The organism is Chryseobacterium sp. JJR-5R, from assembly GCF_034047335.1.
In the GTDB taxonomy this organism is placed as follows: domain Bacteria; phylum Bacteroidota; class Bacteroidia; order Flavobacteriales; family Weeksellaceae; genus Chryseobacterium.
This window is the reverse complement of the sequence record NZ_CP139137.1, coordinates 1,949,570-1,970,881: the sequence shown is the minus strand read 5'-3', so window position 1 is coordinate 1,970,881 and position 21,312 is coordinate 1,949,570. Positions and strand designations below refer to the sequence as shown.

Genomic DNA, 21,312 nt, shown 5'->3' with positions numbered 1-21,312 from the left:
GCAGAATTTTCTGCCCGTTTTTATTTTTATCTATTTTGTTATAATAACTTGATCTTATCTTCTGAAAGATCAATCACCTTATCTTTATACAGTCCGCCGATGGCTTTTTTAAAGTTCTTCTTGCTCATCTGAAGCTCATCTTTAATCTCTTCGGGGGTTGATTTGTCTGAAAGGTAAAGCAAACCGTAGTTTTCTTCCAGCTTATTCAGGATTTTCTGTTTGAACTCATCAATGTTTTCAAAACCTTCAGGCTGTAAGGAAACATCTATTTTCCCGTCTTCACGGATGGCCTTTATGTAGCCTGTTTCTTCGGATAAAGGATAGAGCTTTTTGAACACATCAGAAGTATAAATCAATCCGATGTATTTTTTATTGATCACCACATTCCAGCCCAGTTCGCTTTCGTTCATCATTAACAGCTCCACTTTATCGCCCTTTGCGAAAGGCAGATCTTCGTACTGCGGGTTCCTTTTGAATTTCGTAGTCCCGGTAATCAGTTCGAGTTCATCATCAATATACAGGTAAACCAGATATCTTTTTCCTTCAATGATTTTTGTTTTCTGCTGCTTGTAAGGGATAAATAAATCTTTGATGATCCCCCAATCCATAAACGCCCCGCTCGGAAGGCTCTGAACACAGCTCATTACGGCAAATTCCCCTATTTCTGCCAAAGGGATTTCTGTAGTGGCTTTTAATTTACTGTCATCCTGGTACACAAAAACCTCAATTTCATCATCAACCTCCTTATCATCCTGAGTGAAAATTTTAGGCAGAAAAGCCTTTTCGCCTGATTCGTCGGCCAAAATCCATCCTGAACTGTTTTTTTCTGAAATTTTTAAAGTCTGTGTCTTTCCTATTTGCATTGAATGATAAATTAGCTGACAAAGGTACGGAAATTGGAAATTTCAACCTATTTATATCGCCTTAAATCTTCTTCAAGTATTTTTGCCTCATACAGGTAATTGGTTTCAGGGTCCTGTTCAGCAGGAACTTTAAGCTTTTTCACAAGCTTGCCACGAATATAATAATATCGTGCTTCCGATATCTTTTCAGGCTTCTTCATGGATCCGTTTTCATTCAGGGTCCGGTACTTTTTTGAATAAACAAAAATCAGTTCGCCTTTTTCTGAGAGGAAGTATTGTGTTACGATATTCCATGCGGAAAGGCCTGCAAAATGCTCCATTTTCCTGAGCTGTCCGTTGCTGTAAAACCCTTTCAGCTCAATCCCGTTATCAGTGGTTTTTCCCTGATCTGTAAAATAGGAATTCGGAACCGTTTTAACCTTATAATTCTTAATTTGGCTGATCTCTGCAACCGCTTTTGTAATGGGTTTTATATCCTGGCCTGATGCTAGCCCGGAACATACCATCAAAAAAAGGAAAAACCTGCTTTTCATAAAAAAATTTTAACTGAATATATGAAAAAAGAGAGACAAAGGCCTCTCTTCATTCTTAACTATTTAAATGATTAAATCTTTTAATCAGATCTTACATATGGATCGGCCTTTTTGCCGTAGCATCCAATGCTGCTTCTTTAATCGCTTCTGCATAAGTCGGATGCGCATGTGAGCTTCTTGCAATATCTTCCGCACTGGCACGGAATTCCATAGCAATAACCCCTTCTGCGATAAGATCCGCCGCCCTGGCTCCTATAATGTGCATTCCTAATATCTCATCCGTTTTTTCATCGGCAATAATTTTTACCAGTCCGTCAACATCCCCGCTCGCACGGCTTCTTCCCAATGCTCTCATCGGGAAAGACCCTACTTTGTAGGCTACACCTTCTTCTTTCAGCTGCTCTTCGGTTCTACCTACCCCGGCAACCTCAGGCCATGTGTAAACAACGCCCGGGATTAAATTATAATTGATGTGAGGTTTCTGCCCGGCCAGCGTTTCAGCTACGAAAACACCTTCTTCTTCCGCTTTATGCGCCAGCATGGCTCCTTTGATCACATCTCCGATTGCATAGATATTGGAAACATTGGTCTGCAGATGGTCGTTTATTTTCACCCGGCCCCTTTCATCAAGCTCAACACCTGCTTTTTCCAGGCCAAGCCCGTCTGTGAAAGGCCTTCTTCCTACAGAAACAAGGCAGTAATCACCTTCAACGGTTACTTCTTCTCCTTTCTTGTCTTTGGCTGTGATTTTTACGGTATCCCCGTTTCTTTCCACGGCAGAAACGGCAGTAGAAAGCATGAATTTCATGCCCTGCTTTTTAAGGACTTTGGTAAGTTCCTTGCTTAAAGCACCATCCATTCCAGGGATAATCTTATCCATAAATTCAACCACCGTTACCTGGGCACCCAGTCTCAGGTAAACAGAACCCAGTTCAAGACCGATCACCCCGCCGCCGATTACCACTAAATGCTTAGGAATTTCCTTAAGGTTCAAAGCTTCCGTAGACGTAATTACTCTTTCTTTGTCTAACGTAATAAAAGGCAGAGAAGTCGGTTTGGAACCGGTAGCGATAATGGTATATTTGGATTCGATGGTTTCCGCAGAACCGTCGTTTTTCGTTACTTTGATCTGAGTGGCAGATTCGAAGCTTCCCACGCCTTCAAAAACAGTAATTTTGTTTTTGTTCATCAGGTAGCTGATTCCGTCCGTATTTTGCTTGATCACTTCATTCTTACGTTCGATCATTCTTGCAATATCAGCCCGGGGCTCATTGATAATAATTCCGTGACCGGCAAAATTGTGCTTGGCATTTTCAAAATGCTCAGAGCTGTCCAACAGTGCTTTAGACGGGATACATCCTACATTAAGGCAGGTACCGCCCAAGGTTGGATATTTTTCAATAATTGCTGTTGTGAAACCTAACTGTGCGGCACGGATTGCAGCAACATAACCACCAGGACCGGAACCGATTACGGTAACATCGAATTGACTCATGTTATTTTTATGAATTTGTTATTATTAACTTTCTTAATGCTTACAAATTTACTGATTAATTACCAAGTGCCCAACTGAGATTCGTCAAAATTTCTTAAAAGGCTGACGTTCATCAGGGATCAGGAATCATGATGAATGCAAAACTGTTCTGACAAATATGTCCCTTGCATCACGTAAAATTATAAATCTACATTCATTTTACCCTGCCCGAATGTTCCCGTGCTTTCAAAATAGGAACCTCCGTATACGTACCACTCCAGGCTTTCCAGAAAATCAACAGCATTCTCCGGGGTAATGTGCGGGCGGTCTTTTTTTGAAACGATCCCTTTGTACCATCTTCCCGATTTTGAAAAGCTTTCAGATTCTACAAAATAACGGATCCATATTCTCTGGCAGAGCTTACATTGCTGAACGGATACTTCCGCGTATCTTCCGTTGGTAGGGTCTATGCCGAGTTCAGAGCTTCTGTATTCGGTATAGTTCGAGTCGGGTTTTTCACAGGCACATCCTATTTTCGGGATTTTCATTCGATATTTTTAAAGGGTAAAATTAGTAAAAAGCAATGAATAAGTTTCAAAGTTAAACAGGGCGGTCACTTTATCCTTTTTAACCTTATGAAGATCTGAATGTTAAAAAAAATCATTACCAATGTCATAAATAATGAAGGAAGAATCTGACTGTACGGTTTATAATCCGGCATAAGCGTTCCTATAAATGCTGAAAAAAGAGCTCCCACCGCGCTTATCATTTTACTTGAATGTTCATAACGCCACAAATTACCATATCGTGACGCCGGAATACAATACCGGAGAATATCATAAGAAATAACCATTAACAGATATCCGACCCCTGAAAAAATGACTACTGGATCCCAGTAAAAACCGATTAACCTAAGATAATATGTAAAAATGATTGCTATGGCCAGCGCTGCCAGCATTGCCGCGAGATCTTTCAAATAAAAACGATTGGTTTTTTCCTTTAAGATCCTGAAACCCGAATAGGTATTATAGCCCGCCAGAATAGTAATAAGCAGTAGAAAAAGGTTCCTTTTAAATACAATGACGCCAAAAACTCCTGTGGTTACAACAATCACCATGCACAGTGTGAAAAGATACCCGAGCTTCTGATGCAGAGGTGTTCCTTTGATTTTGAATAAGATTAAAAACCCTACTGCAAGTGCTATGCTCCCGGTGATAACATGAACAATAATGTTCGTTAAATGAAGAGGTGTATCCATACTTTTTTTATGGCAAAAATCCTCTTAAATACCTCTTGAATCGTCCTAAGTTACCGGTTAGGACTCTTTTCGGAAGATCCGGACTTCTTAAATTCGGACGGTGTCATACCGGTTTCCTCCTTAAAGATCTTATTGAACGTTGATTTGGAATTAAATCCGGATTCAAAGGCTATTCCCAGAATAGAATATTTATCAAATTCAGGATTTCTTAATTTTTTCTTCACTTCCTCCACCCGGTATGCATTGATCAATCTGTAGAAATTGGTATTAAGATCCTGATTAATTACTTCAGAAAGCCGGTGGGCAGAAATATTTACCAGAAGCGATAATTTCTGCAGACTAAGCTCTTCATCCAGATACGGACGTTCTGTTTCCATGAACATCAGCAAACTCTCAGAAATTTCAGCTGACCGGTTTTTATCCTTTGAGTCTGTTTTTATATCCTTTTTATCTGCAGCGGAATCGTCCATAACCACCTGCTGATTAAAAATAAGGCTCTGCCTAAGGCTGAAAAAAATAATGCACCATACATACAAACTCTGGATAACAGCAACGATCTTAAAAATCTTGTCCGGAGGAATGGATTTCAACTTTGAACCTAATGCAATGATTAAAGAAACACTGATGAAAAGGATAATTAAGGAAACCAAGATATATTTCAGCCAATTGAGGCTTATTTTCTCCAGTGCGGAATAATATTCAGGGAGCTTTTTCTGATATTTTTTCAGCGCCAGGAAGCACAAAACAATATAAACCACCGGAACAACGGCCATAGGAAAAGTCAGGAAATCCAGCATTCCCCTTGACTGTCTATTCATAAAATAAGGGATGCCATTCTTAAATGCTATCTTTTCACAAAAGGCCGAAAAAATAACAAGCCCCGAACTGTAAAGAATAAAGAAAAGGGAATGTTTTATAAAATAACTGAGCCGGAATTTTATATTAAATGTCAGGGAAACAACATACAGATAAAGCATTCCCACGCTGAGAACCGGAAGGGCAAAACCAAAAGGCTGTAGCTGGTCAGGAAGCAGTGCCGGAAACAGGTAGTAGGCTAAATTAACAGCTGCCACCCACAACCATGCCATAAGATAAAAGTCAGATGAAAGATTTTTCTTTTTAGAGAGCAGCAGTGCGCTGCAGAAAAATGCAGCAACGATCCCTGAAAAAGAAACACCTTCTGTTATCATAATCTGATGAACGATATTAACTGATTATCTTGATATTTCTTCACGTTCAATCTGACCGGTAATCACAAAAATAGCATTGGAATGCATCTTTTTGACGTATCTGTTCCGCTTTAATTCATCAAACCCATTCATCCTACTTATTTATTTATTTATTTATTTATTTATTTCATCAGATCCAGTAAAACCTTTTCATATTCACTCAGAATGATGTTTTTTGAAAACCTTGATTGTATGGAATCCCTTATGGAATCTCTTTCATGGCTCTGATGCAGGACATTGATAATCTTCTGTGCAAAATCTTCATGGTTTTCAATATCCGCAATTTCTCCGTTGGTCCCGTCCTGAATGATTTCATTGATTCCGCCCGGACAGTTATTGGCCAGGGAATAGGTTCCGCAGGCTCCGGCTTCCAGCAGGACGTTCGGGAAGCCCTCGTATCTCGAAGACAGAATGAACAGATCGGCATGTCTCAGGAACTGATACGGGTTTTCCTGTTTTCCGTGGAAAATAACCTGGTCCAGTCCCAGAAAATCTTTCATCTGGTGCAGCATATCCCGGTCTTTGCCGTCACCCAGAATATGCAGCAGGATATTTTCATTTTTAAGCCTTGAGAATACTTTCAGCAGGTTATCGAAACCCTTTCTGGCAGACAGGTTTCCGATGGCTACAATGTTTTTGTAATTATGCCTGAAACTTTCAGGCCTTACGGAAGTTCTAAGCCTGGCATCAATAAAATCAAAATCAACGGGATTATTGATCTTGACAATCTTGTGCTGTTTGATATTGAACTGCGCAATCAGATCATTTTTCATATCATCACTCTGGGCAATGATCTTTTGATAGTTATTGTAAAAATTATAGAAAAACTTTATTTCTTTCCGGGTTACGTGCTCACTTACCACATTGGTTTCCCGGGCAATGAATTTCGTTTTCGGGAAAACCTTAATAAATAAAGACAGATAGGCATTTACTTCGCCAAAGCCTGAGAATACAATATCCGGTTTCCTGCGGTAAATTTCCCGTAAGATAGGTTTTAAGGAATGCCTGATTCTTTCTGTTTTCACATCGATAATCTCCACATCCTCTCTCAGCAGACTGAGATATCCTCCCCGCTTGCGCAGAAGCAGGATCTTAGGTTCAAACCGGTCCCGCAAAAGATGGTTGGCAATGGTGGTAACAATTCTTTCTGCGCCTCCGGTTTCCAGATCCGGCAGAATAAACATAACAGAAATCTTTTTCATCAGTGTAAAATTAGTAAAAAAGTTTTGTTCTTGGATCAACAGCAGATTTTATCGCCGGCAAAAATTACTTTAATCCTGTTCATTACAGATGCCCTTGCATCTTTTGAGAAAAACCGATCTATAAACAAAAAGAAACTCTTCTCAGAAAAATTCCTTTTATTTAAAATCTGTTAATGCTCAGTTGGCAACATCGCTGATGAATTTTATTCTCAGCATCCTTACCTCTTCATCGGAAAGCTCGTCACCGAATTCATCCAGCAAAACCTTCATGCTGTCGCTTTCGGATTCATTCATGAATTCCATGAAGCCGTCTACAATATCTTCATCAAAGTTATCTTCAATATAATAATCAATATTAAGCTTGGTCCCCTGGTAAACAATACGCTCCATTTCTTTCAGGAGCTCATCCATCGAAAGGTTTTTGGCTCTGGCGATATCTTCAAGATCAATTTTTTTATCCGTGCTCTGGATGATAAAAACCTTATGGCTGGATTTGTTGGCCACCTGTTTCATCACCATATCCTGGGTACGCTCAATGGCGTTGTCTTCTACATAGGTACTGATGAAATCTGCGAACTCTTTACCGTATTTTTTGGCCTTCCCTTCTCCGACTCCGTAAATTTTAGCAATTTCTTCTAAGGTAACCGGGTACTGAACCGTCATATCCTCAAGGCTCGGATCCATGAACACGGTATAAGGCGGGATGCCGTACTTTTTGGCCACCTTTTTTCTGAGTTCCTTTAATAAAGTGAACAGGTTCTGGTCTAATCCGCCTCCGGACTGCATCTGGATCTGGTCGCTCTCCGCTTTGCTCTGGGTAAGGTCAAATTCCCGGTCTTCGGCAATTAAAAATGAGGGTTTAAGTTCTCCGCTCAGGACCTGTTTCCCTTTTTCCGTGATCTTTAAGACCCCGTACGTTTCAATATCTTTCAGTAAAAAGCTCTGGACCGTTGCCTGTCTTAAAACCGTTTTCCAATGGTTGTCTTTTTCCTCTTTCCCGAAACCGAAATAAGAGGTCTGCTCAAGCTTATAAGATTTGGTTACCGCATTTTCTTTTCCGGTAACCACGGAAATCAGGTCTTTGGACTTGAATTTCTCTCCTGTGTCACGGATCAGCTGCAGTATTCTTATGAGATCTTTGGTTGCATCCTTAAGTTTAGGCGGATTTGTAGAATTGTCGCACATTCTGGCGCCGTCTCCGTTCACCGGATCAAAATTTTCCCCGAAGTAGCAAAGGATATACTGCCTCCTGCTCATGGAAGTTTCGGCATAGCCCACCACTTCGTTCAGCAGCTGCAGCCCGATTTCCCGTTCTGAGACCGGTTTCTGGGCAAGGAATTTCTCTAGTTTTTCAATATCTTTAGGATCATAGAAGGCAAGGCAGTGGCCTTCGCCTCCGTCACGGCCTGCACGTCCGGTCTCCTGGTAATAGCTTTCAAGGGATTTCGGGAAATCATAATGGATAACGAAACGCACATCAGGCTTATCGATGCCCATCCCGAATGCAATGGTGGCTACAATGATATCCACTTCCTCCATCAGGAACTTATCCTGGTTTGCTACCCTGATCTTCTGGTCGAGGCCTGCATGGTAAGGCAGCGCATTGATTCCGTTTACCTGTAAAAGCTGGGCAAACTCCTCCACTTTCCTCCGGCTGAGGCAGTACACGATTCCTGATTTCCCTTTATTCTGATTGATGAACTTAACGATGGATCGGTCTATATTCACTTTAGGCTGTACCTCATAATAAAGATTGGGCCTGTTGAAGCTTTCTTTGAACACCAGTGCATTCGTCATCCCCAGTGTTTTCTGGATATCATCCTGGACTTTAGGCGTTGCAGTAGCAGTTAACGCGATAACCGGCACATCCGCAATTTTATCGATAATTGATTTAAGGTTCCGGTATTCCGGCCTGAAATCATGCCCCCATTCTGAAATACAGTGGGCTTCATCAATGGCCACAAAAGAAATTTTCACCTCTTTTAAAAATTCCAGGTAATCTTCTTTAATCAGGGATTCAGGTGCAACATACAAAAGTTTTGTCCTTCCTCTTTTTATATCATCAAATACCTGTTTTGTCTGTGTTTTGTTTAATGATGAATTTAAAACATGGGCCACACCATCATCTGATGAAAGGCCGTTTACGGCATCCACCTGGTTCTTCATTAACGCGATTAAAGGTGAAACTACAATTGCCGTACCTTCTGAAATAAGAGCCGGAAGCTGATAGCATAAGGACTTCCCACCTCCGGTAGGCATCAGTACAAATATATCCTTACCTTCCAAAAGGTCCTCAATAATCTGTTCCTGCTGGCCTTTAAAAGTAGAAAACCCGAAATATTTCTTCAATTCGCCTGATAAATTGGCTTTTTTTGCGCTCATCTAATTTTCTATTGCTAAATTTGCATCTATCCCAAAGTTATACATTTTTTGCTTAACACAAAAGCAAACACAGGGATTAAAAATAAAATTTATATTCAGAACTCTTGTAGAATTACACTATTTTCTAAGCGTTTCTACAGATCTATCAAAAAGTAAAATGGAGAGAGCCAACATCGTTTCAATTGCAAAAACAACCCTGGAAATTGAAATTTCTGAACTTGAAAAACTAAAAAGCAGACTTGACGACCAATTTGCAGAAGCCGTAGAAATCATACATGCTGCCAAAGGCAAACTGATTGTTGTAGGCATCGGAAAATCTGCCCATGTGGGAAATAAAATCGTAGCTACGCTGAATTCCACCGGAACGCCCTCACAGTTTCTTCATGCCTCGGAAGCCATCCACGGGGACCTAGGCGTAATCCAGAAGCAGGATGTGGTTTTATGCATTTCTAATTCAGGAAACTCACCGGAAATTGTAAACCTGGTATCGTATCTTAAAGAATATTCTTCCGCCATGATTGCCATGACGGGAAACAGGAACAGCAAGCTCGCGGAATTTTCAGACGTTGTCCTCGATACCCATGTGGATATGGAAGCATGCCCGAATAAACTCGCTCCTACGAGTTCAACTACCCTTCAGATGGCCCTTGGCGATGCCCTTGCGGTTTCTTTGATGGAAATGAATGATTTTAAAGCCAATGATTTCGCAAAATTCCATCCGGGCGGAAGCCTGGGGAAGAACCTGATTTCTAAAGTAGACGATTTCCTGTCTTCCCAAAAACCGCAGGTTACCGAACAGGAAACGGTAAAAGATGTTATTATTTCCATCAGCTCATCCAGGCACGGAATTACCGTGGTGACTGATGAAGACCGGATTATCGGCGTGATTACCGACGGCGATTTAAGAAGGATGCTGATGAAAGGCGATGATATTTCAAAGGTTCTGGCTAAAGACATTATGTCTGCCCATCCGAAGACGATCGAAAGAAACGCTCTGGCAAAAGAAGCCATGAAAATTTTAAAAGACAATAATATCGGACAACTGATTGTGACTGAAAATGGAAAATATTTCGGTATTATCGATTTGCACAAGCTTTTGGATGAAGGAATCAACTAAACTCTGTTATGTACTTTTTATTCGTTCTCGCAGGCCTTTCGATCTATTTATTAAGAGGTTATATCAATAACCAGCCGCAGACTTATTACATCACGAGAAAGAAAAAGCAGGAGAAAATCCCAAATCATTTCTCAGATGAAACTTTTGATGAAAATTCTGCTGATTATTTTAAGATCCTGATAAAAGTTTTAATTCTGAGCACTTATAATACTGAAAAGTTCAATGCCGTTACATCTGAGGATTTTCCATTCAGAAGACTGGAAGAAGATATGGAATTTGTCTTTACAGAAGGAATCTTTAAGAGTATGCTGAGAAATGGCCTGATCAAAAAAACGGCCGTGCTAAAACTTTTACGGCTGAAAGAAGCAGCGTCAACAATCAGTGAGGACGAATGGTTTTTAGAGAAAGTTGATCTCAATTCGGATAAACGCTGGATAAAAATAAACAAAATTGCCGATGAATTATTAACTGAAATGAACATTGAAACAAGAAGCTGTGATTTAGGATCCGGGAATTACGAATGATTTCACTAACTGTTCAATACTTTGTCTGTAAAACTTTAAACTGTAAAACGTCCTGCTTTACTAAAACTTTTTTCATACATTTGAATCCGTAAAAATATTATTCTGTGAGTGATGTTAAAGACATGTCCTTCTTTGGGCATATTGGTGAATTAAGAGGTCATCTCATCCGTTCGATTATCGCAATTATCGTTGCCGCATTTATTATCGGCTATAATATCAACTGGATTATGGACCATGTGTTTTTTGGCCCTACCAGAAACGATTTTCTGACTTTTGAAATGGTGAACCATTTTTCCAGGATGATCCTGGGTGAAGAAAGCATCCGTCTTCCCAAAGATTTTCCCGTACGTGCGAGCAAGCTCTATCAGCAGTTTAATGTGATGATGGCCGTTTCTATTTTCGGAGGCATTGTTGTGGCATTCCCTTATATCATCTGGGAACTGTGGAGGTTCATCAGCCCCGCACTGCATCCCAAAGAAAGAAAAAACTCCATTTTTATCATCAACTCCGTGTGGATCCTTTTCATGATGGGCGTTTTGTGCGGATATTATTTAATCCTCCCCTTTGCTGTTAATTTCGGGGTGATTTTTAAGATTTCGGATATTATTATCCCGCTTTATGATTTGAGTGATTATACTACGCTGTTTTTACAGGTAGTATTGGGAATGGGTGTTATTTTCCTCTTTCCGGTGCTTATTTATTTCCTTACGACCATAGGAATTCTGACGCCGGTGTTTATGAGAACCTACCGCCGGCATGCCATTGTCCTGATTATGGTAGTGGCTGCTATTATTACCCCTGCGGATGTCCTGAGTATGCTGATGGCCGCATTGCCGCTTCTTTTCCTGTATGAATTCAGCATCCTGATGTGCTCATACACCTACAAAAAGGTTCAGAAGGCTGCCGGAATCCTACCGGTTAAGAAATAAATAAGATACTGTACTGAAGCTTTAAAATATATTCCCGCAGACTGATTCTGCGGGATTTTTGTTGATTGTAATCTGATCAGTATTTAAAAATTTACCGGCCACGGCTTAAAAAGTAATATTCTGTCTAAAATTTACTGAAAACTTACACCCTTCTCCGGTGAACAGGAATTTCAGTATCATAATCAATACGGATATGTATATTGTAACCTGTAAAAAAACGCTGTATTTTCCGTCTTATCAGAATAGATTTTTGATGTTAAATTATTTTGGCGTCGATTAATTCTTTATTTTAGTCAATTAATTTAATTCAGATGAAAAAATTTTCATATACGCTCTTATTTGCTTCGGTATTGGTTTTCGGTCAAACCTATGAAAGAGACACTTATACGGTTCTGGATACCTTGAAAGGTTCCGATACCAAATTCCGCAATTTCTGGGATGTGAAGAAATATGACCTGTCCGTGGAGCCGGATTTTGCACAAAAGAGCATTAAAGGAAACAATATCATCAGTTTTGAGATCATTAGAGATGTGACAGACCCTACCTTCCAGGTTGACCTGCAGCAGCCGATGAAAGCTGATAAGGTGGAAGCCAGCTTCCCGGTAGCGGATTACAGGCAGGACGGTGATTTCATCTGGATCAAAAGCCATAAAACCTTTAAAAAAGGAGAAAAATATACGATTGATGTTACCTATTCCGGAAACTCGGTGATTGCTAAAAGAGCCCCGTGGGACGGCGGCTGGGTATTCACAAAGGATGAAAGAGGAAACCCGTGGATGAGTGTGGCGGATGAAGGGATCGGCGCTTCAATCTGGCTGCCGGTAAAAGACCTCTGGAGCGATGAGCCGGACCAGGGAATCGTCATGAAGATCATTACGCCGAAAGATCTGGTTGGAATCGGGAACGGAAGGATGACCGGCAAAAAAACAACCGGTGACAAGACTACCTATACATGGGAAGTGAAAAACCCCATCAATGCCTACTCTATCATCCCGAATATCGGGAAATACGTGAATTTTAAAGATACCTTTAACGGCGAAAAAGGAAAGCTCGACCTTGATTACTGGGTGATGGATTATAACCTGGACAAAGCAAAAAAGCAGTTCCAGCAGGTAAAACCCATGCTTTCCGCCTTTGAATACTGGTTCGGGCCCTATCCCTTTTATGAAGATTCCTACAAACTGGTGGAGTCCCCTTACTTAGGCATGGAGCACCAGAGCAGTGTAGCTTACGGAAACGGGTACCAGAACGGATATATGGGAAGGGATCTTTCGGACACGGGTGTCGGGCTCAACTGGGATTTTATTATTATCCATGAAAGCGGCCACGAATGGTTTGCCAATAATATCACGGCAAAGGACCAGGCGGATATGTGGATCCATGAAAGCTTTACCAATTATTCTGAGGTTCTGTTCACCGAGCGCTATATGGATAAAAAATCGGCGGAACTTTATGCCCTGGGAATCAGAAATATAATTGCCAATGACATTCCGATTATCGGAAAATACGGGGTAAGGAACGAAGGCAGCAGGGATATGTATCCGAAAGGGGCAAGCATGCTCCACACGATCCGCCAGGTTATCAACAACGATGATAAATTCAGACAGATCCTGAGAGGCCTCAATAAAGATTTTTACCATCAGACGGTTACTACCCGGCAGGTTGAGGACTATATTTCCAAGAAAGCGGGAATTGATTTTTCAGGCGTGTTCAACCAGTATCTGAGAACTACGAAAATACCGGTGTTAGAGTATTCGCAGAAAGGGGAAGAACTGAAGTTTCGCTACACCCAGGTTGTAAAAGGGCTGAAGCTCCCTGTAAGAATCGATGGAGAACAGACCATCAACCCTACAGAAGAATGGCAGACCGTAAAGCTGAAAAAGGGAACTCCCGTAGCATTCAACCCCAATTATTATATCAATTATAAAAAAGTACAATAATAAAATAAGATAAGATAAAACGGCAGACGCTGTTTTACTTTTTATTTTTCATCATGAAGAAGCCGCCTTGCTTTAAGAAAAATTTAGCACGGCTGGCTGTAACAAAATACCCCCTGAACACAACTAACTACTGTATAAATAAAACCCAATGAAAAAAACAGCCCTCAGTTTAGGCTTTTTGACTGCTTTTCTGGCAAATGCCCAGTCAATAAAAACCACCATTGACCTGGTGAACGTAAAAAACGACCAGGTTGCCGTTACCATGGACTTCCCCAAAATGAAATCAGGGGATGTGAAATTCCATTTTCCGAAAACCGTTCCGGGAACCTATTCCGTGGATGATTACGGAAGATTTGTGGAAGGCATTAAGTTTTTCGACAATAAAGGAAAAGAACTCGCTTTTACCAAGGCAGGTGACAATACCTATTCTCTTAAAAATGCCCAGAATTTAACCAAAGTTACGTATCTGGTGAATGACAGCTTTGATGATGAAGCGGATACGTCAAAACATAAAGCGGTATTTTCACCGTCAGGAACGGATATTGAAGCGGGAAAAATATACCTGGTCAACACCCATGGCTTTGTAGGATATATTGATAATATGCAGGATGTTCCTTACCAGCTCGTGATTCAGAAACCGGCAGATTTTTACGGGACTACGGCACTGGTTGATCAGGATAAGTCTGAATCTACCGATACGTTCATTTTGGCCAATTATGCCAAGCTTACCGACTCGCCGCTGATGTACACGAAACCGGATTATACCACCTTTAATGCCGGCGGAATGGATCTGGTGTTGGGTGTCTATTCCCCATCCGGGAAATATAAAGCTGCTGATTTCAAGGATAATCTTGAAAAAATGGTCATGGCTCAGAAAAAATTCCTCGGTGACATGAACACCAATAAGAAATACGCGATCATGCTGTATCTGGCAGGAACCGAAGGGCCTCAGATCAAAGGTTTCGGGGCACTTGAACACCATGAATCCACCAGTGTGGTCCTGCCTGAGATGATGCCGAAGGAAGCCATCGACAAAACGCTTACGGATGTCGTTTCCCATGAATTCTTCCACACGGTGAACCCTCTGAAAACGCATTCTGAAGAAATCCATTATTTTGATTATGCAGACCCGAAAATGTCCCAGCACCTGTGGATGTACGAAGGCGGAACGGAATATTTTGCCAACCTGTTCCAGATCCAGGAAGGGCTGATTACGAAAAACGAGTTCCTGCAGAGGATCAATGAAAAAATTACCAATTCCAAGAATTACAACGATACCATGCCTTTTACGGTAATGAGTAAAAACATTCTTAAGGATGAATACAAAGACCAGTACAGAAACGTTTATGAAAAAGGGACACTGCTGGCGATGTGCCTTGATATTGAATTAAGAAAACTGTCTAACGGTGAAATGGGCTACCGGGATATGATCCGGAAACTGTCCCAGAGATTCGGGGAAAACAAACCGTTCAAGGATGACAAGCTGATTGACGAACTGGTAGCGGTTACCGGATATCCGCAGGTAAGAGATTTCTACAACAAATACATTGCGGGAGACCAGCCGACTCCTTACGCACAATACCTGAACATGGTAGGCGTGGAAATGAAAAAGCAGGAAACACCGCCTCTCTTCTGGTTTATCAAAGACCCGAACCAGACCGGTTATAATGACAAGAACAATACGTTTATATTTGATGAGAGCTCTGCATTATCGCCGTTCTCAAAAAGCATCGGATTTAAAATTACCGACGAAATTGTTGCCCTGGACGGAAAAACCATCAATGTACAGAATATCCAAGACTTTATCAATTATTCCAAAACGATTAAGGAAGGCCAGAATGTAACAGTAACCGTATTGAGAAAAAACGGCGCAGCATCTGAGAAGATCGATCTTAAAGGGAAAGCTATTCTGGATAAAATGACGATGGAAACTCTTAACTTCAAAGCAAATCCTACTGCTGCGGAGCAGAAACTGCAGGATCAGTGGCTCACAGGGAAAAAGTGATTCATTCAATTCAACATACCATTAAGCAATAAAAAAGCGGAGAAAAATTCTCCGCTTTTTTTTGTTTTGAAAATAAGATCGGAACTCCATAAAAATTTTCAGCCGCTTCATAGCTATTTTCTCTTATTTTTAGATTAAAAATACATGAAAATATGCCCGAAAGTTATATCATCAGACTTATTATCTTTCCTTTAAATGACTAAAATGATGATAATCTTTAAGCTTTCCTGATTGTAATCCTGAAAGTGGTGCCCTTTCCTACTTCAGTCTGCGCAATTTTAATGTCGCCATTGTGGTATTCTTTAATCACTCTTTTGGCCAGTGACAGGCCAAGTCCCCAACCGCGTTTCTTAGTTGAATACCCGGGCTTAAATGCATTGCTGGCCTGCTGTTTTGTCATTCCGCTTCCGTTATCCCTTACCTCAATGATAATATATTTGTTGCGTTCGGTTACCGTCATGGAAATTGACCCTACCCCTTTCATGGCATCAACGGCATTTTTAACCAGGTTTTCAATCACCCAGCTGATCAGGATCTTATTGTGGGGAACCGAAATATTATAATTGGGAAGGTGCAACCCGAAATTGATCTTTCTTGAAATCCTTGTTTTCAGATAATCGTAGTTCTCCCGGATGGTGGCGTTAAAATCCCGGTCGTTCAGCTCAGGCACAGAACCGATCTTGGAAAACCGTTCGGAGATTGTCCTTAACCGTTCAATATCTTTTTCGATCTCATGTACGCCTTCGGATTCCGGAGTGTCCAGCTTCATAATTTCCATCCAGCCGATCATGGATGACAGCGGGGTCCCGATCTGGTGTGCGGTTTCTTTGGCCAGTCCGGCCCAGAGATAGCCTTCATCAGTCTTTTTGATCGTTCTCAGAAACCAGAACGAGAACAGGAAATAACACAGAATGAAAAATCCTAAAATATAAGGCGAATAGCGTAAATTATTTAATAAAGGGGAATTGTCATAATAAACAAACTGGTTGTTATTGTTGGGGAACTTAAGTTCTATCGGCGGATAGGTCTTTGCCATTTTCTTGGCAAACGCTACAATTTCCTGAGGATTATTCTCTATTTCCTGAGGAATATTCTTATGTTCGATGATCTGGTTATCCTTATCCAGGATGATTACCGGTATGGTCGTATTGGAGCTGTAAATCTGGAGAATCAGTCCCTGGACCTCAAGATTCGGCGTGGTGGCTTCCTGCTGGAATTTCACTGCGCTTACCAAGATATCCACCCTTTTGATTTCCTCTTTGCGAAGAAAATTGATCAGGACGGTTGAAGCAATAACCACCGTTAATACCACAATGGTCATCAGCACGAAAATAATCCAGTTATTAAGCCTTGACAGTATTGATTTCCTCAAAACAGTTTATTTTAAAACATTCAGGATTTTCTGGAGCTCCGTGCTCCCGCTTCCCTGATAATTGTTAATAATGATTGAAAACACATATTTCTTCCCGTCTTTTGAGGTATGGCAGCCTGCAAAAGATTTTGTATCCCTCATGGTTCCGCTTTTCATTTTAAGCCCGTTGTCCTGGGTCGGGAATCCTTCGTAATATACGTCAAACCACGGTTGCTTTTTAGCATACAACAAAGCCTGTACTTCCGCTTTTGCCGAAACATAATTCTGTGGCGAAAGTCCGCTTCCGTCTGCAAAATTGATCATGTTCGGGTTAATCCCTTTTGATTTCCAGAACTCTTTCAGAAAAGCAACGCCGCTTTTAAAGCCGGGATCTCCTTTTTTCTCTTTCCCTAATGTTTTGATTAACGTTTCACCGTACATATTGATGCTTTTCCTTAAAAACCAATAAACGATTTTATCCAGCGCAGGCGATTCATAAGTAAGAATGGTATTGCTTTTCGGGAATCCCATCGGTTTCTTCCCTTCAATTTCCAGTCGGGAATTTGTGATTACTTTCCCTGAAAATGCAATTCCTGATTCCTTCAACCATTGCTGTACTTCAATGCCTAACTGTAACGGCGGATCCGGCGTGGCCCCTGAAACCGTAACTGTTTTTGGAGGTAAAGTTCCGTTTATCAATGCCACATCAGAATGCGGTGCCGTAAAAATCAGGCTCTGGTCTGAGCTGCCGGCCACTTTCAGGTCATTCAGCCACTTTACCCCTTCCAACGGATAGGAAAAGCTTTTGAATTCCGTTCCGCTGATGTTGATATCGAACTGGTTCTCGCGCCAGTTAATGCCCCATACCCCGGCTCCGTAATAATTCCCTAAATCGTCCCAAGGCCAGCCTCCGGGAATGGTCTGGTGATCAAAATAAGCATCATCAATTACCAGGTCACCGGAAATTTTGGTAATCCCGGATTTTTTAATGGCAGCAGTTAATTTCTGCTTGAAGTTTTCAGGTTTGTAGCCGTCGTACCGCCAGCTTCCCAGGGTAGGATCTCCGGTGGAAGAAATAAACAGGTTGCCGTTCAGGGTTCCTCCTGAAATTGTGCCCGAATAGCCACAAGTTGTTTTATAAGTATAATTTTTACCAAGGGTTTCCAAAGCTGCAGCTGCAGTAAATATTTTTTGTGTCGATGCTGTGGAAAGCCCTTTGTTTCCCTGGTATTCATAAATAAGGTTTCCGTTCTCATCAGAAACATACAAGGACAGGCTGGATGAAACGGCCGCAGAAGATTCCATCAGGCTTTTCGCAGCGGCCTCCAGTTTCTGAGCAACATTCTGGGCAAAAATAATCTGTGTTGATACTATGACGATAAGGACGGCGAATGTTTTTCTCATTAAGGTTCTGTTTTCTGAATGCAGATGCTTCGTCAGGCCGGTTGGTTCAGTCTTCTCACTATTACCCTGTACGGTATCGCATTCTGTATTCAAATATAATCAAAGTAATTTATAAGTCTGAGCCTGCTTCTATTTCATAAGGCTCTTTTCCTTGTTCAAAAATCCGGGTCAGTTCAGTTCCTTCCACCGTAATTTTATTTCCGGTTCTCCTGATCCAGTTTCCTTCACGGAGCCCGACAACTTTTGTATCATTTTGCGTTAAAAATTCTTTGATTCTGGTTTCCCGGGTTTCACCGTTGTGTTTCAGGCCCGGGTTCGGATCCAGATAATGCGGATTGATATTGAACGGAACAAGCCCCATACAATCAAAGCTTTGCGGATAAACAATCGGCATATCATTCGTTGTTTTCATGTTCTGTCCGACGATGTTGCTTCCTGCGCTGCAGCCTAGGTAAGGTTTGCCGCTTTCCACATTTTGTTTCAGAACAGTCATCAGTCCTTTTTCATGAAGGGTTTTAACCAGCAGAAAGGTATTTCCGCCCCCTGTAAAAAAAGCTTTTGCGTTATGCACTGCTTCAACTGTATCATCGAATTCATGCAGCCCCTTCACTTTAATGTCAATTGTTTCAAAGAAAGAACGGGCTTTTGCCGTATAGTCATCATGGGAAATCCCACCTGGCCTTGCGAACGGAATAAAAACCAGTTCATCAATTCCTTCATATAAGCTGATGATTTCTTCTTTTAAATATGCTAAATATTCCCCCCCGAAAAGGGTGGAGGTTGAAGCCAGTATGATATTCATAGACATTTCCTTGATTAAATTCTTAAGTAACAAAGATAGTTAAACCGCAACGAATCAAAAATTAATATAAAATAAACACGAGTGTTGTTAATATTTTCAAAAAAAACTTAAAGGTTCTAAAATCCGGACATTTGCGGAATTATTATTGGACTTCAAAACTACAGAATTTTAAATACGGGAATTATGAAAACGACTAAAATGAATATCAAAAATCTTTTTCTGGCCTTACTGTTTATCGGAGCTGCCGGCTTTACAAGTGCCCAGACCACCCAGACGGACAGTGCTGCTGCTACAGCTACGGCAACAAGCCAGACTTCAAATCCGGCTGTAGAAGAACTTAAAAAACAAATAGAGACCAATCCAAAAGATACAGAGGCGTTAGCCAAACTTGCTACAGCTTATCAGGAAGCATCAGACTGGGCCAATGCCGTTAATACATGGAAAAGAATATCCGCCCTGTTGCCGGACTGGGCACCTTCATATTACAGCCAGGCCTATGCATACCAGTCAGCTAAAGACGATGCCAATGCAAAAGCTGCCTATGAAAAATACATTGCCACGGTAAAACCTGAAGAGGTTGAGCAGAACAGGAAAAACCTGGCATATGCCTACTTCTATGTCGCTTTTGCGGAACAGCAGGGCAATCCTGACAAAGCAAAAGATTATATTGCCAAATCGCTACAGTATGATCCTTCCAACCAGGATGCCGTAAAACTCAGCAAAGCCCTGAATTCATAATAAAAGAAGACCCTGAAATTTCAGGGTCTTCTTTTATGTTTCATTTTCATAAAGCTGATACAATGACCATAAGGAGCTTTAAATTATAAGAAATTCATATAATCTTAAAAAACTTAGCTGTTTTAAATGATCGCATTTAATACGATTAATTTATCTGCATGAAACCTTAACCAAATAAATTTTACACTCAGGAAGGAATGTTTATCTTTGCACCAGATAAATCTGTAAACAAATGAAATTTTTTATTGACACTGCTAATTTAGAGCAGATTAAAGAAGCAAAAGACCTTGGAATCCTTGATGGGGTAACCACAAACCCTTCATTGATGGCCAAAGAAGGCATTCAGGGATCTGAAGCAATTAAAAACCATTATAAAGCCATTTGCGAAATCGTAGACGGAGACATTTCTGCGGAAGTACTTTCCATCACGTACGAAGAAATGATTAAAGAAGGTGACGAACTGGCAGCGATCCACCCGAATATCGTGGTAAAAATCCCGATGATCAAAGACGGGATCAAGGCATTAAAATATTTTTCAGATAAAGGGATCAAAACCAACTGTACCCTTATTTTCTCTCCGGGACAGGCATTGCTGGCCGCGAAAGCAGGCGCAACTTACGTTTCTCCGTTCCTGGGAAGGCTGGATGATATTTCAACAGACGGACTGAACCTGATCCAGGAAATCAGACTGATTTTCGATAACTATATGTACGAAACTGAGATTTTAGCAGCTTCTATCCGTCACTCTATGCACATTATCGACTGTGCGAAGATTGGTGCCGATGTCATCACCTCGCCGCTTCCTCCGATTTTGAGTTTACTGAAACATCCGTTAACAGATAGCGGACTGGCCCAGTTTATTTCAGATTCCCAGAAATTAGCGTAAGCATAACCGCATTTTTGAAATAGAACCGGGGCGCGGAAACTTTGTTTCCGCGCCCCGGTTTATTAATTCATTTTTTAGTTTTCAACCGTCTTTATAACCTTGCAGGGATTTCCTACGGCTACTGCATTATCAGGAATATCCTTCGTCACGACACTGCCTGCCCCGATTACGGAGTTATTCCCTATCGTAACTCCAGGTAAAACGACAACGTTCCCTCCGAACCATACATTATCGCCCACCTTAATGGGATGAGCCGATTCCAGGCCCTGGTTTCTCTGCTTTACGTCAAGCGGATGGCTTGCGGTATAAAAACTGCAGTTCGGGCCTATGAACACATAGTCCCCGAAGGTCACTTTAGCACAATCCAGGATCACCAGGTTATGATTGGAGTAGAAATGATCCCCGACCTCAATATTATAACCGTAATCGCACCAGAAACTGGGCTCGATACAGATATTGTCTTTTGTTTTCCCTACAATCTTTCTGATCAGTGTTCCTCTTGCTTCCGTATCGGAATTTTTCAGCCGGTTGTATTCCAGGCAGAGGTCTTTAACTGCCATCCGTTCATTAATCAGTTCCTGATCGTAATTGGCATCGTATAAAAGCCCGTTTTCACATTTCTCCTTTTCTGTCATGAATTCTTATTTTATGTTTGACGTTTAAGATGTATTGATT

19 protein-coding genes are annotated in these 21,312 nt (G+C 41.1%); 7 read left to right on the top strand and 12 right to left on the bottom strand.

Annotated features, from left to right (window positions below; genetic code table 11):
- Positions 1 to 38 precede the first annotated feature (38 nt).
- From SD427_RS08870 to recQ, 8 genes are all read right to left on the bottom strand, one after another.
- The gene (locus SD427_RS08870; protein WP_320560915.1) at positions 39 to 863 is read right to left on the bottom strand and encodes a S1 RNA-binding domain-containing protein; all 825 of its coding nucleotides are present in this window, start codon (positions 861 to 863) and stop codon (positions 39 to 41) included.
- A 47-nt stretch (positions 864 to 910) separates the two neighbouring features.
- Positions 911 to 1,396: a hypothetical protein gene (locus SD427_RS08865; RefSeq protein WP_320560914.1), complete on the bottom strand. Its 486-nt coding sequence runs from the start codon at positions 1,394 to 1,396 to the stop codon at positions 911 to 913.
- A 91-nt stretch (positions 1,397 to 1,487) separates the two neighbouring features.
- Positions 1,488 to 2,891: a dihydrolipoyl dehydrogenase gene (lpdA, locus tag SD427_RS08860; RefSeq protein WP_320560913.1), complete on the bottom strand. Its 1,404-nt coding sequence runs from the start codon at positions 2,889 to 2,891 to the stop codon at positions 1,488 to 1,490.
- A gap of 179 nt (positions 2,892 to 3,070) precedes the next feature.
- Entirely contained in the window at positions 3,071 to 3,418 is a 348-nt protein-coding gene (locus tag SD427_RS08855; protein WP_320560912.1) for a hypothetical protein, read from the bottom strand.
- Between the two features lie 65 nt (positions 3,419 to 3,483).
- Positions 3,484 to 4,128: a hypothetical protein gene (locus SD427_RS08850; protein ID WP_320560911.1), complete on the bottom strand. Its 645-nt coding sequence runs from the start codon at positions 4,126 to 4,128 to the stop codon at positions 3,484 to 3,486.
- A gap of 50 nt (positions 4,129 to 4,178) precedes the next feature.
- Positions 4,179 to 5,318, bottom strand: a complete 1,140-nt coding sequence (locus SD427_RS08845; RefSeq protein ID WP_320560910.1) for a helix-turn-helix domain-containing protein — start codon at positions 5,316 to 5,318, stop codon at positions 4,179 to 4,181.
- A 161-nt stretch (positions 5,319 to 5,479) separates the two neighbouring features.
- Entirely contained in the window at positions 5,480 to 6,559 is a 1,080-nt protein-coding gene (locus SD427_RS08840) for a glycosyltransferase (protein ID WP_320560909.1), read from the bottom strand.
- A gap of 177 nt (positions 6,560 to 6,736) precedes the next feature.
- On the bottom strand, positions 6,737 to 8,941 hold the full coding sequence (recQ, locus tag SD427_RS08835; RefSeq protein ID WP_320560908.1) for a DNA helicase RecQ: 2,205 nt from the start codon (positions 8,939 to 8,941) through the stop codon (positions 6,737 to 6,739).
- A gap of 157 nt (positions 8,942 to 9,098) precedes the next feature.
- On the opposite strand from recQ, the gene SD427_RS08830 reads away from it, so the two are divergent.
- The 5 genes from SD427_RS08830 to SD427_RS08810 all read left to right on the top strand — a co-directional run bounded on the left by SD427_RS08830 (position 9,099) and on the right by SD427_RS08810 (position 15,456).
- Positions 9,099 to 10,058 carry a KpsF/GutQ family sugar-phosphate isomerase gene (locus tag SD427_RS08830; RefSeq protein ID WP_320560907.1) on the top strand — a complete coding sequence of 320 codons (960 nt, stop codon included), beginning with the start codon at positions 9,099 to 9,101 and terminating at the stop codon, positions 10,056 to 10,058.
- An 8-nt stretch (positions 10,059 to 10,066) separates the two neighbouring features.
- Complete coding sequence (locus tag SD427_RS08825) at positions 10,067 to 10,582, top strand: hypothetical protein (protein ID WP_320560906.1); 516 nt, start codon at positions 10,067 to 10,069, stop codon at positions 10,580 to 10,582.
- Between the two features lie 104 nt (positions 10,583 to 10,686).
- A complete protein-coding gene (tatC, locus tag SD427_RS08820) occupies positions 10,687 to 11,511 on the top strand; it encodes a twin-arginine translocase subunit TatC (protein WP_320560905.1) in 825 nt (274 codons plus the stop codon).
- Between the two features lie 311 nt (positions 11,512 to 11,822).
- The gene (locus SD427_RS08815) at positions 11,823 to 13,451 is read left to right on the top strand and encodes a M1 family metallopeptidase (RefSeq protein WP_320560904.1); all 1,629 of its coding nucleotides are present in this window, start codon (positions 11,823 to 11,825) and stop codon (positions 13,449 to 13,451) included.
- A gap of 148 nt (positions 13,452 to 13,599) precedes the next feature.
- On the top strand, positions 13,600 to 15,456 hold the full coding sequence (locus SD427_RS08810) for a peptidase M61 (protein WP_320560903.1): 1,857 nt from the start codon (positions 13,600 to 13,602) through the stop codon (positions 15,454 to 15,456).
- Between the two features lie 217 nt (positions 15,457 to 15,673).
- On the opposite strand, the gene SD427_RS08805 is transcribed toward SD427_RS08810, so the two are convergent.
- From SD427_RS08805 to pepE, 3 genes are all read right to left on the bottom strand, one after another.
- Positions 15,674 to 16,828 (bottom strand): HAMP domain-containing sensor histidine kinase, encoded by a 1,155-nt coding sequence (locus SD427_RS08805; protein WP_320560902.1) that lies wholly within the window; start codon positions 16,826 to 16,828, stop codon positions 15,674 to 15,676.
- A 6-nt stretch (positions 16,829 to 16,834) separates the two neighbouring features.
- Positions 16,835 to 18,211, bottom strand: coding sequence for a D-alanyl-D-alanine carboxypeptidase/D-alanyl-D-alanine-endopeptidase (dacB, locus tag SD427_RS08800; protein ID WP_320560901.1), 1,377 nt, complete (start codon positions 18,209 to 18,211; stop codon positions 16,835 to 16,837).
- Between the two features lie 109 nt (positions 18,212 to 18,320).
- Positions 18,321 to 19,013, bottom strand: a complete 693-nt coding sequence (gene pepE, locus SD427_RS08795; protein WP_320561036.1) for a dipeptidase PepE — start codon at positions 19,011 to 19,013, stop codon at positions 18,321 to 18,323.
- A 183-nt stretch (positions 19,014 to 19,196) separates the two neighbouring features.
- On the opposite strand from pepE, the gene SD427_RS08790 reads away from it, so the two are divergent.
- Both SD427_RS08790 and fsa read left to right on the top strand, forming a co-directional pair.
- Entirely contained in the window at positions 19,197 to 19,751 is a 555-nt protein-coding gene (locus SD427_RS08790) for a tetratricopeptide repeat protein (RefSeq protein WP_320560900.1), read from the top strand.
- Positions 19,752 to 19,983: 232 nt separating this feature from the next.
- A complete protein-coding gene (gene fsa / locus SD427_RS08785) occupies positions 19,984 to 20,637 on the top strand; it encodes a fructose-6-phosphate aldolase (protein ID WP_320560899.1) in 654 nt (217 codons plus the stop codon).
- Between the two features lie 74 nt (positions 20,638 to 20,711).
- On the opposite strand, the gene SD427_RS08780 is transcribed toward fsa, so the two are convergent.
- A complete protein-coding gene (locus SD427_RS08780; RefSeq protein ID WP_320560898.1) occupies positions 20,712 to 21,272 on the bottom strand; it encodes a sugar O-acetyltransferase in 561 nt (186 codons plus the stop codon).
- Positions 21,273 to 21,312 lie beyond the last annotated feature (40 nt).

What these genes read in the sequence shown, in the direction of transcription:
- lpdA (WP_320560913.1), bottom strand. Translation starts at nt 2,891, where the DNA reads ATGAGTCAATTCGATGTTACCGTAATCGGTTCCGGTCCTGGTGGTTAT.
- SD427_RS08845 (WP_320560910.1), bottom strand. Translation starts at nt 5,318, where the DNA reads ATGATAACAGAAGGTGTTTCTTTTTCAGGGATCGTTGCTGCATTTTTC.
- SD427_RS08815 (WP_320560904.1), top strand. Translation starts at nt 11,823, where the DNA reads ATGAAAAAATTTTCATATACGCTCTTATTTGCTTCGGTATTGGTTTTC.
- SD427_RS08780 (WP_320560898.1), bottom strand. Translation starts at nt 21,272, where the DNA reads ATGACAGAAAAGGAGAAATGTGAAAACGGGCTTTTATACGATGCCAAT.
- recQ (WP_320560908.1), bottom strand. Translation starts at nt 8,941, where the DNA reads ATGAGCGCAAAAAAAGCCAATTTATCAGGCGAATTGAAGAAATATTTC.
- SD427_RS08825 (WP_320560906.1), top strand. Translation starts at nt 10,067, where the DNA reads ATGTACTTTTTATTCGTTCTCGCAGGCCTTTCGATCTATTTATTAAGA.
- pepE (WP_320561036.1), bottom strand. Translation starts at nt 19,013, where the DNA reads ATGAATATCATACTGGCTTCAACCTCCACCCTTTTCGGGGGGGAATAT.
- SD427_RS08810 (WP_320560903.1), top strand. Translation starts at nt 13,600, where the DNA reads ATGAAAAAAACAGCCCTCAGTTTAGGCTTTTTGACTGCTTTTCTGGCA.
- SD427_RS08830 (WP_320560907.1), top strand. Translation starts at nt 9,099, where the DNA reads ATGGAGAGAGCCAACATCGTTTCAATTGCAAAAACAACCCTGGAAATT.
- SD427_RS08840 (WP_320560909.1), bottom strand. Translation starts at nt 6,559, where the DNA reads ATGAAAAAGATTTCTGTTATGTTTATTCTGCCGGATCTGGAAACCGGA.
- SD427_RS08855 (WP_320560912.1), bottom strand. Translation starts at nt 3,418, where the DNA reads ATGAAAATCCCGAAAATAGGATGTGCCTGTGAAAAACCCGACTCGAAC.
- dacB (WP_320560901.1), bottom strand. Translation starts at nt 18,211, where the DNA reads ATGAGAAAAACATTCGCCGTCCTTATCGTCATAGTATCAACACAGATT.
- SD427_RS08865 (WP_320560914.1), bottom strand. Translation starts at nt 1,396, where the DNA reads ATGAAAAGCAGGTTTTTCCTTTTTTTGATGGTATGTTCCGGGCTAGCA.
- SD427_RS08870 (WP_320560915.1), bottom strand. Translation starts at nt 863, where the DNA reads ATGCAAATAGGAAAGACACAGACTTTAAAAATTTCAGAAAAAAACAGT.
- SD427_RS08850 (WP_320560911.1), bottom strand. Translation starts at nt 4,128, where the DNA reads ATGGATACACCTCTTCATTTAACGAACATTATTGTTCATGTTATCACC.
- fsa (WP_320560899.1), top strand. Translation starts at nt 19,984, where the DNA reads ATGAAATTTTTTATTGACACTGCTAATTTAGAGCAGATTAAAGAAGCA.
- SD427_RS08790 (WP_320560900.1), top strand. Translation starts at nt 19,197, where the DNA reads ATGAAAACGACTAAAATGAATATCAAAAATCTTTTTCTGGCCTTACTG.